The organism is Xylanibacter brevis P6B11 (genome assembly GCF_000621825.1).
GTDB lineage: Bacteria > Bacteroidota > Bacteroidia > Bacteroidales > Bacteroidaceae > Prevotella > Prevotella brevis.
Genome location: NZ_JHXG01000008.1, coordinates 209,569 through 224,675, shown reverse-complemented (window position 1 = coordinate 224,675; position 15,107 = coordinate 209,569). Strand labels below are relative to the sequence as shown.

Sequence of the window (15,107 nt, the reverse complement as noted above, 5' to 3'; positions counted from 1 at the left end):
TTTTGTGTCAACACAAAAACGTCTGCCTTATTGCTTAATCTTCTCCCAAGAATTATTCTGAGAAGCATTGATACCAAAAAGGATATCATAGACACTTTCCTTCTCCTTCTGAGTGCCTTTACCCTTATAGATATTGGCCAACTCATCCTTCTTATAGTCGGTCCATATCTGAGGTAACAAGCTAAGAGGCTTGTTGTCGTGAGCCTTCTTTAAGCAGTTTGCAAGAGCAGTGGTCACATTGCCACGACCACGCTCTACGTTGGATGCCATTTCGTCGAGGCCCATACGATAGTAGTCGTACTGAAGTTGGCGGAAAGGCTTGAGCGCTTCGTCCAAATAATCGTTCACGATAGCAAAACGATTGCGTGAATCCTCAAACGACTTCCACCCAGTAAAGCCCAAATCCTGAGCATTATTAACCAAGTTCATACAGCGCTGCAGCACGTCGGTACCACCCATAGGCGAGAAGCTGTCGAGGTCGATGCCAATGATCAGGAAGGCATAGTAGCCCATCAGCGCCACCAACTGATTGTCGATCACCTCCTCGTTGAAGTTCAACTGGTCGAACTGAACAAAGTCGAAATCGAAGTTCTTGTCGCGGTTACTATAAAGCGTGGTGGTATATGCCGAATTATATACCGGTCGATTGGCTTGTATCATGGCCGTACAAGTAAAACGATTATTTGAGGCGTCATACTTGGTGACAGAGATATTGAACGAGCAATCAATACGCTCATTCTCCTGAAACTGAAGGTCTGTCCACTGGCGTTCGTTCATGAATTGCTCCAACGTCTGTTTCAGATTATCAAACACAGATTTATCTGTGCCCTGCACCTGCTGCGAGTTGATATTGATGCGCACCTGCAACTCCTGTGCCGCAGCTGGTACGGAGAGCAGAAACAAGGCAACGATGACGGAGCAGACAAATCTGAAAGACTGCAATATGAAGCACTTCATATACGAAACGAATTAGTGAATACGGTTACATAATTCATCAACGATATCGCTGGCCACAGCATTCTTAGGCTTACGATCGTAATCACGCTTGCCATCACGAGAGATGATAGACACCTGATTCTGGTCACTTTGGAAACAAGTGCCAGCATTACGAAGTGAATTAAGAACTATAAAATCCAGATTCTTCTTCTCAAGTTTGTGCTGAGCATTTTGTTGCTCATCGTTGGTTTCCAAAGCAAAACCTACCAGCACCTGATCAGGCTTCTTCATCTTACCTAACTGGGCAGCAATATCGGGATTGGGCACCAGATGTATATCCATTGTCTGCCCCACTCGCTTGATCTTCTGTTCGGCCACTACTGCAGGACGGAAATCGGCAACAGCAGCACACAGAATGGCTGCCTGACATGATGGGAATGACTCGGTAGCTGCCGCATACATCTGCTGACAACTCTCGACTGATACCACCTTAATACGAGGATGAGACGTTGTAAGCGACACAGGGCCTGAAACAAGAACGACCTCTGCACCTCTGTTGGCACACTCCTCAGCGAGGGCATAACCCATCTTTCCACTAGAGTAATTTCCAATAAAACGCACTGGATCTATCTTCTCATAAGTAGGACCTGCCGTAATAAGAATCTTCTTACCAGAAAGTTCTGCCGTATGCGTGGCACCAGAAGAGGCGGCATTAGAAGGTGTTGCAGAGAAATAATTATCAAGATATGAAACTATCTTCTCGGGATCCTCCATTCGTCCCTTACCCTCAAGACCGGAAGCCAAGAAACCACTCTGCGGTTCAATGATGTGGTTACCAAAACTTTTCAGCGTTTCCATATTCTGCTGAGTGGTGGGATGAGCATACATATCAAGATCCATAGCTGGAGCCACAAATACGGGAGCCTTCATCGACAGATATGTAGTTATCAGCATGTTGTCAGCTACGCCATGAGCCATCTTACCCAACGTAGAAGCTGTGCAAGGCGCAATAAGCATCGCATCGGCCCACAAGCCCAACTTCACGTGAGAGTTCCATGTTCCATCACGCTGAGAGAAGAACTCGCTGACCACAGGTTTCTGTGTCAAGGCTGACAAAGTGATAGGCGTGATAAACTCCTTTCCTGCCGGTGTGATAACCACCTGAACCTCGGCGCCACGCTTCACCAGTTCGCGAATGATGAGACACGACTTATAGGCCGCAATTGACCCAGTGATACCTAGAACTATTTTCTTTCCTTGTAACATGAACTATTGTCTAAATGGAACGCATGCGAATGCGCGTGAGTACCTGTTTGGTGTTATAGGTGAAGTCGCCACCCATAATCCAAGAGTAGTAGCCGGGATCATGCTGCAGAACATCGACCACGGTGCGTCCCTTGTACTTTCCGAAGTTGAAACACTCTACGAGTACAGGCTTTCCATCTTTGTCTAAGATGGTGTTTCCCTGGGCATCCTTAGCCTCGCCCCACACAACACGACCGGCGAAATCAACATTATTATTCGTCTTAGAATACTCTGCCAGACAATCCATATCGTTGGCAAGCACTCGTCCTTCGGTGTCCTCGCCTAACTCGCGCTGATGCTCCTCTGTGTAGTAGTCGAGCTGTCCCATCAGAACACGATAGGTAGCCTCGGTATCTTGATCGGCACGATGCGCTTCGAAGTCATCCTCCATGCGACGACCACAATAGAACTTATAAGCAGAAGCCAGGTTGCGACGTTCCATCTTCTTAAAAATGTTGCAAGCATCAATCAGGCGACATTTTGAAAAGTCGAAGTCGATGCCTGCACGCAGAAACTCCTCTGCCAGCAAAGGTATATCGAAATGATTTGAATTGAAACCTGCAAAGTCGCAACCCGTAAACTTATCGCTCAGGGTCTTTGCCACCTGCTTGAAGGTGGGCTTATCCTTAACATCATCATCCGAGATGCCAGTCAACTCGGTAATGACAGGCAGGATGTGGCACTCGGGATTGATCAGATAGTCGCCACGTTCCTCTTCGCCATTAGGCATCACCTTGATAAAGGAAATCTGGATGATGCGGTCCTTGACTAAATCAAGACCGGTCGTCTCCAAATCGAAGACTATCAATGGTTTTGTTAGATTCAGCTTCATTTTAAATAAGTCCCCTAAGATAGGGGATTAGGGGTCTGAACAAACGACAATCAGACACAATATATAACAAGAATATGGGGGTCTGCGTTTGTTCAGACCCCCATCCCCCTAACTTAGGGGGCTAGATTAATCATTTATCAACATAGGCATCATCAGCATCAAAACGTCCTGGTTCTCGGGCTGTTCGGAAGGAATAACCAAACCTGCGCGACTAGGATCTGCCAACTGTATGATGACCTGCTCGCAGTCGAAGTTATTCAGAATCTCAATGAATGAAGATCCCTTGAAACCAATGCTCATAGGCATGCCGTTGTAGTCGCACGACATTTTCTCTGTAGCTGTCTTCGAGAAGTCATAATCCTCGGCATCGAGCTGCAGCACGCCATTCTCCACGTGGAAGCGAATCAGATTGCTAGAGTCGTTAGAGAAAGGCTGTACGCGACGCAGAGCAGCCAGCAATCCCAGACGATCGACAGTGAGCTGATTGGGGTTGCTCTGAGGAATCACTGAGTTGTAATTAGGATAACGACCTTCAATCAGGCGGCACAGAATGACGCCATCCTCAAAATTGATCTCGGCATTACGCTCGTCGAAACGAATGACAACGTCTCCCCCCTGCTTGCCCAGCACGCCCTTCAGAAGCGAAGCTGGCTTCTTAGGCAGAATGAAAGCAGCAGGTTGGTCACTGCTAATGGTCATAATCTTATTGCGCACCAGCTTGTGGCCATCGCTAGCCACTACTGCCAAACAATCAGGTGTAAGGTCAAAATAGATACCATTCATCACTGGGCGCAACTCGTCTTGAGCTGTGGCAAAGATAGAACGGTTGATATTTTCTGCCAGTAAAGATGTGGGGATATTGATTGTAGTAGCGCTGTCGCTTACCTGTTGTGCCTGGGGGAATTCGTCAGCATTCTCAACGGGCAGCGAGAACATACCGTTCTGATAGCTGATCTTAGCCAATTTCTCTGTCTGATTAACATCGAAAGTGATAGGTTGTTCAGAGATACCCTTAACGGCCTCAAGCAGATCGTGGTTGCCCACGCAGAAGCGTCCGTCGCCATCGGTATCTACCAAGTCGAGCGAGGTCTTCATCATCACCTCGCTATCTGATGCCGTCAGGTTCAGTTTTCCATCAACAATTTCGAAGAGGAAATCACCCAGAATAGGCAAAGAGTTTTTACTATTGATTACTCTTGAAAGAGCTACCAGTCGGCTGCTCAATGCTGTACTTGATATGGTAAATCTCATACTATAAATAATAATGTTTGATGTTTACAGTTTCGGACTACAAAAATACAAAAAAAGTTAGTCAGTAGCAAAATAATTGCTAATTAATTGTGAGATTTCAATCTTTTTTAGTAATTTCGCAAACGAATTTGCAAAAAACCAATTAAAATAATCAACAATAGAAATGGATTTAACAGGAAAAGTGATTGCCATTCTTCAGGCAAACAGCGGTGTTTCTGCTCGTACAGGTAACTCTTGGATGAGCCAGGAGTACGTTATTGAAGTACCCGGACAATATCCTCGCAAAATGATGTTCCGCGTATTTGGCGAGGACCGCATCAAACAGTTCAACATTCAGGCTGGTGAGGAAATTACCGTATCGTTTGACATTGATGCTCACGAGTATAACGGACGCTGGTTCAACGAGATTCGTGCTTACAGCATACAGCGTGGTGCAGCCGGCCAGATTCCCGCCGCAACACCATTCGCACCTCAGGCAGCTCCCGGAGCTGACTCTGCAGCTACAGCTCCCTTCCCCCCTGCTCAGGAACCCGCAGGTGAAGGCACGGCTGATGACCTGCCCTTCTAATTGAAACTATAGTTCTATACGACAATATCGATAAAAGGAAGAGCCCTTTCGGTTCTTCCTTTTATCGTTGTGAATCTATGAATCGGAGTTCTGCCTCGAGCATTTCCAACTTTGGCAATCGGACGCCAGCCTTATGCGCTATTTCGATAGGTCGCGTATAAAGATACTGTATCTCCATAGGACGATGGAAATCGAAATCGAGTTTCATAGAGGGCGAATAGGGTGTCATCTCGTCGGTCATCTGTATCATCTTATCTACAAAGTCTTCACCGATGGCATTGATACCTAGTGCCATAGGGACGCTAATAACCTCCATCATCAAGTCGCGGATGAGTACACGCGTAGAAGGGTTCTTCAACAAGCAGTCGGTTTGCGTATTGAGGGCAACTGTCATGCCGTTGAACGGCATATTCCATACGGCTTTACGCCAACGGGCTTCAGTATAATCCACCACACCGGCTTTGATACCTGCCGAACAAAACTCCTCCACCAGGTTATTAAACATTTGTGCATTGCGACAAGAATAGTTGCCAAAGTTTATCTGTCCATAGCATTGATGATTGACCACACCCGGCTCCGTCTTAGCAGAACAAATAAAAGCCAGACCAGCAACGAGTTGTATGCCAGGAAAGGTTTGCTCAACATCTTGCTCCACACCAACGCCATTCTGTATAAGCACTACGACAGTATTTTCATGAAGCAATGGTGGCAACATCTCTGCTAGTAAATGATTATTAGTGGTCTTTAGTCCCACAATTACCACATCAACCTGGGGCATATCTGCCGTACGCTGATATACATTTACATGAGGTAAATGGAAAGAGCCGTCGCAAGACTGAACACGCAAACCATGTTCACGTACGAACTGATAGTCACTATGCAACAGAAAGTGAACATCCTGTCCACTATATGCTAATTTGGCGCCATAGTAACCACCAATGGCCCCTGTTCCTATGATTGCATATTTCATGATATTCTATAAGGAGATGCGCAAACGTTATTCTACGACCTTAGCAGCATCGGCATGTTTATCCTGTGCCTTCTCGTAAGCTTTACGAGCACTCTCGGCTTTATTAGAAGCTTTCTCAGCAGCCTTCTGAGCTTGTTCAGCTTTCTTGGCTGCCTTTTCAGCTGCCTTTTGTGCTGCTTGATACTTCTTCTGTGCCTTCAAAACTGCAGCCTTAGCCTTCACTTCTGCCTTGATGGCATTTTCTTTCTTCTTCTGTTCTTTGGCTGCCTGTTTCAGTTCCTTGGCAGTCATATTCGAAGCATCTTTAACTGTTACTACGTTTTGGGCCTGAACCGTGCAACATGCCACAGTCATCAGGATCAACATAAATAGTTTCTTCATAATGTTAATAGTAAAGTTTATATAAATACTCTTCGTCCAGTTTTGCTGGCTTTTCAAACATACGAAATTACATTCTGAATAAAAGTAAGTGCGTATTTCTGTTTGCAAAAATAAGCATTTACATCTGAATATGCAAATTAAAGTGTCTCTTTTTTATGCTTTGGAATTTCATGCAAACATCTTCACCTAGTTGGAGCGGCAAGCCATGCTGTCCGTTGAAGTTTCCAGAAGTATCATGACTTGAGAAGAGCTCTTTTCCAACCTAATAATGACACTTTACTGACATAAAAGCACCACTTCGGTAATTCACGACTTAAGTCGAAAGACGCTATAGTGCCACTATTAAGACGGAATAGTGGCACTATCGGCAAACAAAAGTGCCACTATTCAGAACAAATAGCGGCACTTTTAATTGGGATTATTTAGGTATTCATCGCACCACAATGCGGACAGACGCCCTTTTCTTGCAGTCCTGCACCACAACGGCCACAGAAGTACTTTGCCCTGCTGGTGTGAATATAGCACCTGATAGCATAAACATAATATACTACAAGCAATGGGTATCCTATATAATATAAGGTGGAGATGCTGAACACGACATAATCAATGGCACAAACTCCAGCCAAACCTAGGCAGTAGAAAAATGCTTCTGTGGTGGACAGATGTCTACGAATATCATCGAGCGTAGCTAAACCAATGAGCAGCATGGCCCAAACTGAAGCCAGGAAAAGTCCAAGGTGAAGAGGAACGGCAAAGGGATTGAGCGTGGGATGATAGTAGTAGTGGCGCCATGAATCGGGATCGGCTAATTGTATGGTACTATAGAATACGGCCGACGACGCCACCAGGAGTGCAAGAGCGGTGGGATAGAACGAACCTATGTCATTGAAATGCACCAAACGCGCACGTTTGCGATAAAGATGGCGAATAATGAACGTGGCTACCACCAAGGAAAGAAATGCCATAAAGATGAGCAGGTGGGTGTCGGAGAAGGAATCAATAAACTGCGAGATAGGATTATCTGGCTCCACTCCCTTCAGCAGCTCACTCTCGTGTGTCCACCCCATGGTCAGCTGGTCGCGAGCCACCTGAACCCACACAGAATCGATAGAATCTGAAGGCATTGTCATAATATCGGCTACAACCAAGCGATCACCTCTCTTCACAGAGAATGTATCTATCAGCATGCCACTCAGATACTCAGATGGCTGCTGATTGATAAGCTGCACAGAATCGGCCTTCACGAAGAAATTGTAGTTGCGTGTATAATGATGAGTTGTATAGAAGGAGATGGAGTCCAACTGATCGTCGGTCAACTCCCACGCATCAGAGGTTTCCACCTCTTGACGATAACAACTAGTGAACGTCAAAGATAGAACTAGAAGAAGATATACAACCTTACGCATCGGCATAAACATTCATTTGACATTGTACACAATCAAACTCCAATCGGAACTCACGGCCGTCGGACAAGCGTAATCGCAGGGGCTCTTTCCACTCGGGACGCTTACCACCATGCTTGACACAATATCCCATCGAGAATCGAATGCAATGACGACATTGCATCAGTTGGGCATCAGCAGGCTGACGGAGCTCGAAGGCTGGCTCCGGCTTTACACCGCGCTGTTCGTAGAACGAACGAGATAAACTGTTAGATACATTATAAGAGTAGCTACGCTTATAGGGCGGCGGTGGCAGCAAGGGCAGCTCTTTCAACGGTGTGGCAGCTGCTGTGTTCTCACTACGTTGTTGCAACAGGGTTACTGCCTGACGACGCAGATTGGCCAACAAACTACTTGGAATGAAATAGTTGAAGTCATCAGGCAATCGTACCTCTACACACTCATAGGGTGTGCCACCTAGTTTTTCCAGTTGTCGGACAATATTCTCACGTTGTGGTTTCTGTGCCACTTGGAGTTCTGCTTCGATAGTAGCCACCACTTCTTCTTTCGACAAAACATGACCGTTTTCATTAAAAGAAACGACTTCATCCATCGACAAAGAGAAGCCACTATCAGTCGCATGGAGCGACATCACCACAGGTATCTTGCGTTCGGCACTAGGCTTTGCCAAAAGGCGTTCCATCTGCTGATCATTACTACGATAGAGCGCACTTCCTGGCTTCAAGCCACGAGGCATCTTGAGCGGATATAGGCGGTTGCCTTCGGCACGGTTAACACGAAAGCCTTCCAACTCGCGCTGCTCGTTGATGAAACAGAGTCCATCACCATTGGCAAAGGCAGCAACACTTGCTACATTAAATGAATTGCCGCGCAGTTCCTTCACCTTCCCGACATATTCACCAAGTGCCTTGGGGGTATTTGGCGACCATACGGGTTGACGTTTGTCACCAAGGAAATAAGTAGTATAGCCACGATTGAACGTGCGGTTCAAGTCGGGGCGGAAAGTATAGGTACAGCGCCCTTTTGATGCTCGCTGATAGCGCTCAGGATGACGCGTCACCAACTGATTGAGGGCCTCACTATAGGCAGCCGTAACATTCTTGACATACGACAGATCCTTCAATCGACCTTCAATCTTAAACGACGTAGCACCTGCATCAGCCAAGGCCTCAAGGTTAGACAGTTGGTTCATATCCTTCAATGATAGCAAGTGGCGCTGATGCTCCCACTCCACCCCATTGGCATCGACCAAATCGAACTTCATCCTGCAAAACTGTGCACATGCGCCACGATTTGCACTGCGGTCGAAGCAGTACTGCGACGCATAGCAGAGACCTGAGTAACTTACACACAGGGCACCATGAACAAAAACTTCGAGTTCTGTGTCAGGCAACTTCTGATGAATGTTTTCTATATCGCGAAGCGACGACTCACGCGCCAGCACCACGCGACGAAAGCCAAGATCACTAAGCCACTGTACCTTCTCTACCGTTCGGTTGTCGGTCTGCGTAGAGGCATGTACAGCCACCTTAATTGCCTCATCGTGCATGATCTGCAACACGGCCATATCCTGTACCAGGATGGCATCAACACGAGCCTGCTCAAGACCATGCAGCAAAAGTCGAGTATCTTCGATTTCCTGGTCGAAAAGAATCGTATTGACCGTTACATAGACCTTGGCACCATACAAGTGAGCATATCGACAAAGTTCAGCAATGTCTTCCAAACTATTACCAGCAGCCACACGCGCGCCAAAACGACTAGCTCCAATATAAACGGCATCAGCGCCATGATCTATGGCGGCTTTTCCGTATTCCAGATTCTTGGCAGGAGCCAATAGTTCAAGTGCTCTCATTATTTAATTTGATTAATGTCGTATGGCGTCTCTTGATAGACGTAATAGTTGATCCAATTGTTATAGAAAAGATTGGCATGCGCACGCCATGTTACCAGAGGATCCTGCGAAGGATCATCATGGCGATAATAATTGCGAGGCAGATCTACATCATCACGTACGCCCAAGTCACGTTTATATTCATTATCAAGCGTATTGGGAGAATACTCCATGTGACCTGTGATGAAGAACTCACGGCCTCCACGTGCCATAACGATGCTGACACCACTATCTTCTGAGTTAGCCACCACATGCAGTTCCTCGTGCTTCTGAATGTCGGAGAGGTGAATCTCTGTATGTCGGCTGTGGGGCATCATGAACACATCATCGAAACCACGGAATATGGGAAGATGTGGTTCTAGAATATGCTGTTCGAAGATACCAAACATTTTCTTGGGCAGAGGATACTTTGGTACACCATAATAGTGATACAAACCTGCCTGAGCTGCCCAACATATATATAAGGTACTCGTCACGTGTGTGCGAGCCCAATTAAAGATTTCTGTTATCTCATCCCAATACCCTACTTCCTCAAATGGCATACCTTCTACTGGAGCACCAGTGATAATCATGCCGTCGAACTTCTCGTGGCGCAGTAGTTCAAAATCGCGATAGAACATCATCATATGTTCGATGGGGGTGTTCTTTGGCGTATGACTACGCAGTTTCATAAAGCTAACTTCAATCTGCAAAGGGGTATTTGATAGCAAACGAATCAGATCGGTTTCTGTCGTTATCTTCAAGGGCATCAGATTCAATATCACAATACGCAGCGGACGAATATCCTGTGCATGCGCCCTTGAGTTATCCATCACGAAAATATTTTCCTGCTTAAGTAGGTCTATGGCAGGAAGTCTATCTGGTAATTTAAGAGGCATAGTTTTTTACTTACTATTATATATCTTGTGTTCTTATGACGATGGCAGAGACATTGTCTATACCACCGGCATCTTCTGCAGCCATACACAAAGCATCTGCATCAAAACCATCGTTGAGTAGCTGAGCAATGCTCTCTTCGTTGACCATTTCCGAAAGGCCATCGCTGCAAAGAAGCAGGGTGTCACCATCGTGAAACTGCTTAGTGAAGTTTTCCATATCGATATAGCTGTGCTTATTGCCGCCACCAATACAGTTTGTCACATAGCCCGAATGCTGAGCAGAATTAAGTGTATGATCGGTGGTCAGTTGCTGTAGATGACCATCATGGAGCAAATACAAGCGACTATCACCACAGTTAATCCAATAAAACTGGCCCTGATAATATGCGAAAGCCACAAGAGTGGTTCCCATATCTGAACACTCTTTATTAGACAGGCCCTGCGAACTAATTTGTATGGAGATGCTACGCAACCAATCGTCAAAGAGTTTACGAAACTCCTCATCACTAAGTCCGGTAGGAATATCGCTGTAAAAGAACTGCAGATTATTTAGCACCTCTTTACTCGCAATATCTCCACCACTATAACCACCCATACCATCGGCTACAGAACAGAGGTAGCGATCGGTTTTTTCAAGGGTTACAATTTTTCTCACTTTGGCATTGCGCGCACACCAATCGCCAACAAGAACCATATCCTCATTCTTGCTTCTGACACAGCCTGTATGACTGGCAGCTGTTATAAACAAATGTCTCATGGTCATGTATTTAATTAATAAATCTTTACTTGTAAACTGACATTAGCAATAGTCAAAATATCATCGTTTTTCAATGACATCTCGACATCAGGCTGAAGCTGATGATCATTCAACTTTGTACCGTTAGACGAGTTACGGTCTGCTACACACCAGCCCATGCCAGGCTTATAACGCAACTGTGCATGAACGCCCGACACATACTTATGTTGCTTAAGAAGCTGGGCATAAGGACCTTCTCGACGACCAATTATAGCTCCATCCTCTGCTATGATACGTATGTTTAGCGAATCATTAAAAAGAACCATCTGCGGTACACCTGCCACTGGTCGTGACGATATGCCTGCAGCTGGTGCCACATAGGGATGAGCTCCAGCACCACCATTGTTCGATGGTATTGACATCGACATATAGCTAATAGACGTTGACGATGTAAAAAGACCATTGTTCGTAATGCGGCGCTGATATTCATCGGCTGATATCATCAGTCCACCACAGGCCGTACAACGACGTCCCATCCCCACTCTACCACAACGCTCACAGTAAGCCAAAGGCTGTCCGCACTGATCACAGTAGTGGGAATCATCATCTATTTCTTCCTTGCAATTTGGGCAAATAATCATCTTTCTTTAATATCTTCAGGTAAAATTAACTGATATGTTTCCTTTGTAATCTGCTCAGGCGACATCTGCGACACACGCATAGATAGCTGCTGAATGGTTTCATCTAGCATATTGCGCATTTCGCGCGCATTACCAAAGGTTTCGTCCTTTGACATCACCATGCGACTGATAATATCTAACGCCTTGAACTCTGCTGCTGGCGACAAGATGTACTGATCCTTCTCTGCCATCTTCTTGAAGATTTCCAGCAGCTCGTCATTCGTATAGTCATCGATGTGCAAACGGTGAGTGAAACGACTTGCAAGTCCTGCGTTCAACATCAAGAACTCGTCCATCTTGTTTTTATATCCTGCAGCAATGACCACAAATTTACCACGGTCATCCTCCATGCGCTTCATCAGTGTCTCAACGGCTTCCTTACCATATTGGTCGTTTTGGTCGCTCAGCGTGTAGGCCTCATCGATAAACAAGATACCACCCATCGCCTTGTCACACATGGCATTTACAATCTTAGGAGTTTCTCCCATATACTTTCCCACCAGTGTTGCTCGACTAGCTTCAACTACATGAGAAGTACTTAGGATATCCATAGCTTGGAGGATCTCACCCATCTTACGAGCAATAGAGGTCTTACCGGTACCAGGGTTACCTGTCAACACGAAGTTCATGGCCATCTGCTGCACCTTGCCAGCTCCCATAGCCGCACGCTGCTTCATGAACATGCTCTGCACGGCCAAGCGGCGAATGTTATCCTTAACAGAACGCATGCCGATAAACATATCCAACTCGTTGAGTACCTCGTCGAGCGGACGTGCTGCCTGACTCTGCGTCATTGGTAGATCCGCAATGGTCAACTTGAACATATCTTCCTCTTGGAAGCCAGGTGTGTTCATCTGCTGCACTAGGCGCTGACTTTGTTTCTCCACGGCCTCATTAAACACGCGGCGTGCCTCACGAGCGTTGCCGAAGTTCTTATCGCGTCGCAAGTATAGCTGTTCGAACATTCGCTGAATAGCACCTTGTGTCTCCTCGTCGATGGTGAATTGCTTCTCTGCAGCCAGATGTCCGAATATCTGTGTCAATTCCTCTGGCTTATAATCATCGAAGTGAATGGTCTGTGTGAATCGACTCTTCAAACCTGGGTTCGAATCAATAAAGTCGTGCATTTGGTCGGTATATCCAGCCACAATACAGATAAATTTGCCACGATCATCCTCCAAACGTTTCAACAAGGTATCAATGGCTTCTGAACCAAAGGTGTCGCCATCTGACGATTTAAGTGTATAAGCCTCATCTATAAACAGCACACCACCAATGGCAGAATCTATCAACTGATTAGTCTTAATGGCCGTCTGACCACTATAGCCAGCCACCAGTTTCGAACGGTCAGCTTCTACCAGCTGTCCGCGGGTCAGAATACCCAGCGAGCGGAACACATCAGCCATAATTCTGGCTACTGTGGTCTTACCCGTACCGGGATTACCCGTGAAGACATAGTGCTTTCCTTGGAAAGTATTGCCTTCGCCACGTTTCACCTGCAAATTCAGGTATGATGCCAAGTTTGTAATCTCCTTCTTAACAGCATCAAGACCCACCATACCTTCAAATTTCTTAAGGCACTCGGTGTAGTCAACCTCCTTAGGTGCTTCGTATGGGATATCCTCCTTACAGATGGTTATTAATTCTTCGTTTGACATCGTAATGATATCGCCCGTCTGCAATCGCTTAGCTTGACGTTTACAGATTTGGTCGAAGAGTGAACGCATCGTACGACCATTAGCAAAGTCCTTGTCACGCTGTTGGTACATATCGCTGATAACCTTGCGTGTCAGTTCCTCGGCCTCAGGGTTAAATATATACTGTTTATCCTTGGCAAAAACAGATAATATACTGAACAGTTCCTCGGGGGTATAGTCTTCAATATTGAGGAAGTAGGTGAAACGGCTGCGCATGCCCGGGTTCACACGGAACAGGTTCTCCATCTCGGTGCGATAGCCGGCAGCGATGACCACAAACTTGCCACGGTCGTCCTCCATGCGTTTCATCAGCGTCTCCAGAGCCTGTGCGCCTTGGTTGTCACGTTCTCCAGACTGACTGACCGGTGCCAACGTATAAGCTTCATCCACAAACAAGATTCCACCCATAGCCTTGTCACAGAGCTGGTTGACCACCTTGGGCGTCTCGCCCTGATACTGTGACACCATCTTTGAACGATCCACTTCGACAACATGTCCAGAATCGAGATAGCCAATTGATGCTAGAATCTCGCCCAACTTACGCGCTATGGTTGTCTTACCAGTACCAGGATTACCCGTCAAGACAATATGCATAGACATCTTGTCTTGCAGCCCTAAGCCACGCTCAACACGCTGCATATTGTTTTGAACAGAATAGGCAATCTCTTTGACGGTCTGTTTCACTTCGTCCATACCAATGAACGTATCAAGGTCGTGGAGGATATCATCTAATGACCGCTCTTCGGGCACATAACCCTTAATATCATCGCGCTCGACACAGGCAGCCTGAGCACCTCTACTTATAAACGAAGTAAAGATATCTTCGGCCGTCTTCATGGCTACATGCGCATTACCGAAAGTATCATCCTTAATCTTAATTTGATACTTAAAGAAACGCGTGAGGTGTTTTTCTGCCTCAACCGAGAACACACCGATACCATACTTAACACGCAGCTCCTGACGTGCGATGTCGCAAAGCTCTTGATAGCCTGGCGTTGGAAGTCTGAATGTGTACTTGAAACGGTTCTTTACCGCAGGATTACTCTCCAAAAAGTCATCTAATCCTTTAGGAAGGCCTGCCATTACCACAATAGGATCATCATTCCAATGATCCATCTCCACAAAGAGCTTGTCAAGCGGGTTCACCTGATTAGAATACTTATCTGGCAGCAGCTTCTGCACGTTGTCGAAGAATAAGATTCCTCCTTGTGCTTTCTGTATATTCTCGTCCCAATGATCAACGAAACGCTGGAAATCGACAGCATCTACCATTGTTAACTTGGGCGACTGTATAATCTTATGCTGACAGAAGTAGTCACAAATAGTGCTAGCAAGCATAGTCTTACCGGTACCTGTCTCACCAATGATGATTGCATTGACCGAAAGTCGCACACTGGCAATATCCTTACGAGTTCGTAAGAAGGAATAAGTGTCCACAATCGTCTTCAGCTGAGACTTCACCTCGTCAAGGCCAACCAGCTTGTCGAGTGCGTTCTGCACCACGAGCGGCTGTCCGCAGCGCTTACAGAACTTGGCGCTACTTCTATTTTCAGTTTGACAATGTTCGCACTTCATA

At 46.1% G+C, this 15,107-nt stretch carries 13 protein-coding genes; 1 reads left to right on the top strand and 12 read right to left on the bottom strand.

The genetic code is table 11. The annotated features are described in order from the left end of the window. Window positions 1-27: 27 nt before the first annotated feature. From porD to dnaN, 4 genes are all read right to left on the bottom strand, one after another. The gene (porD, locus tag T496_RS0105085; RefSeq protein ID WP_044110658.1) at window positions 28-957 is read right to left on the bottom strand and encodes a type IX secretion system protein PorD; all 930 of its coding nucleotides are present in this window, start codon (window positions 955-957) and stop codon (window positions 28-30) included. Between the two features lie 12 nt (window positions 958-969). After that, window positions 970-2,202 carry a bifunctional phosphopantothenoylcysteine decarboxylase/phosphopantothenate--cysteine ligase CoaBC gene (gene coaBC / locus T496_RS0105080; RefSeq protein WP_027449788.1) on the bottom strand — a complete coding sequence of 411 codons (1,233 nt, stop codon included), beginning with the start codon at window positions 2,200-2,202 and terminating at the stop codon, window positions 970-972. A 10-nt stretch (window positions 2,203-2,212) separates the two neighbouring features. Next, entirely contained in the window at window positions 2,213-3,073 is an 861-nt protein-coding gene (locus T496_RS0105075; protein ID WP_027449787.1) for a 3'-5' exonuclease, read from the bottom strand. 126 nt (window positions 3,074-3,199) lie between these two features. Next, window positions 3,200-4,324 (bottom strand): DNA polymerase III subunit beta, encoded by a 1,125-nt coding sequence (gene dnaN, locus T496_RS0105070; protein WP_027449786.1) that lies wholly within the window; start codon window positions 4,322-4,324, stop codon window positions 3,200-3,202. Window positions 4,325-4,487: 163 nt separating this feature from the next. Between dnaN and T496_RS0105065 the strand changes: the two genes are divergently transcribed. Then, a complete protein-coding gene (locus T496_RS0105065) occupies window positions 4,488-4,892 on the top strand; it encodes a DUF3127 domain-containing protein (RefSeq protein ID WP_027449785.1) in 405 nt (134 codons plus the stop codon). A gap of 61 nt (window positions 4,893-4,953) precedes the next feature. Here T496_RS0105065 and T496_RS0105060 read toward each other — a convergent pair whose 3' ends face one another. The 8 genes from T496_RS0105060 to T496_RS0105025 all read right to left on the bottom strand — a co-directional run bounded on the left by T496_RS0105060 (window position 4,954) and on the right by T496_RS0105025 (window position 15,106). Then, entirely contained in the window at window positions 4,954-5,862 is a 909-nt protein-coding gene (locus T496_RS0105060) for a putative 2-dehydropantoate 2-reductase (RefSeq protein WP_027449784.1), read from the bottom strand. Window positions 5,863-5,889: 27 nt separating this feature from the next. Next, window positions 5,890-6,243: a hypothetical protein gene (locus T496_RS13510; RefSeq protein WP_052342084.1), complete on the bottom strand. Its 354-nt coding sequence runs from the start codon at window positions 6,241-6,243 to the stop codon at window positions 5,890-5,892. Between the two features lie 422 nt (window positions 6,244-6,665). After that, window positions 6,666-7,649 (bottom strand): zinc ribbon domain-containing protein, encoded by a 984-nt coding sequence (locus T496_RS0105050; protein WP_231478006.1) that lies wholly within the window; start codon window positions 7,647-7,649, stop codon window positions 6,666-6,668. Then, window positions 7,642-9,501 carry a peptidase U32 family protein gene (locus tag T496_RS0105045; RefSeq protein WP_027449782.1) on the bottom strand — a complete coding sequence of 620 codons (1,860 nt, stop codon included), beginning with the start codon at window positions 9,499-9,501 and terminating at the stop codon, window positions 7,642-7,644. The genes T496_RS0105050 and T496_RS0105045 overlap by 8 nt, the downstream gene beginning before the upstream one ends. Continuing rightward, entirely contained in the window at window positions 9,501-10,418 is a 918-nt protein-coding gene (gene metA, locus T496_RS0105040) for a homoserine O-acetyltransferase MetA (RefSeq protein ID WP_027449781.1), read from the bottom strand. Before metA ends, T496_RS0105045 begins: the two co-directional genes overlap by 1 nt. A gap of 16 nt (window positions 10,419-10,434) precedes the next feature. Then, entirely contained in the window at window positions 10,435-11,181 is a 747-nt protein-coding gene (locus T496_RS0105035; protein WP_027449780.1) for a PP2C family protein-serine/threonine phosphatase, read from the bottom strand. 8 nt (window positions 11,182-11,189) lie between these two features. Next, window positions 11,190-11,795 carry an FHA domain-containing protein gene (locus T496_RS0105030; RefSeq protein WP_081778512.1) on the bottom strand — a complete coding sequence of 202 codons (606 nt, stop codon included), beginning with the start codon at window positions 11,793-11,795 and terminating at the stop codon, window positions 11,190-11,192. Beyond that, window positions 11,792-15,106, bottom strand: coding sequence for an AAA family ATPase (locus T496_RS0105025; protein ID WP_044110657.1), 3,315 nt, complete (start codon window positions 15,104-15,106; stop codon window positions 11,792-11,794). The genes T496_RS0105030 and T496_RS0105025 overlap by 4 nt, the downstream gene beginning before the upstream one ends. Window position 15,107 lies beyond the last annotated feature (1 nt).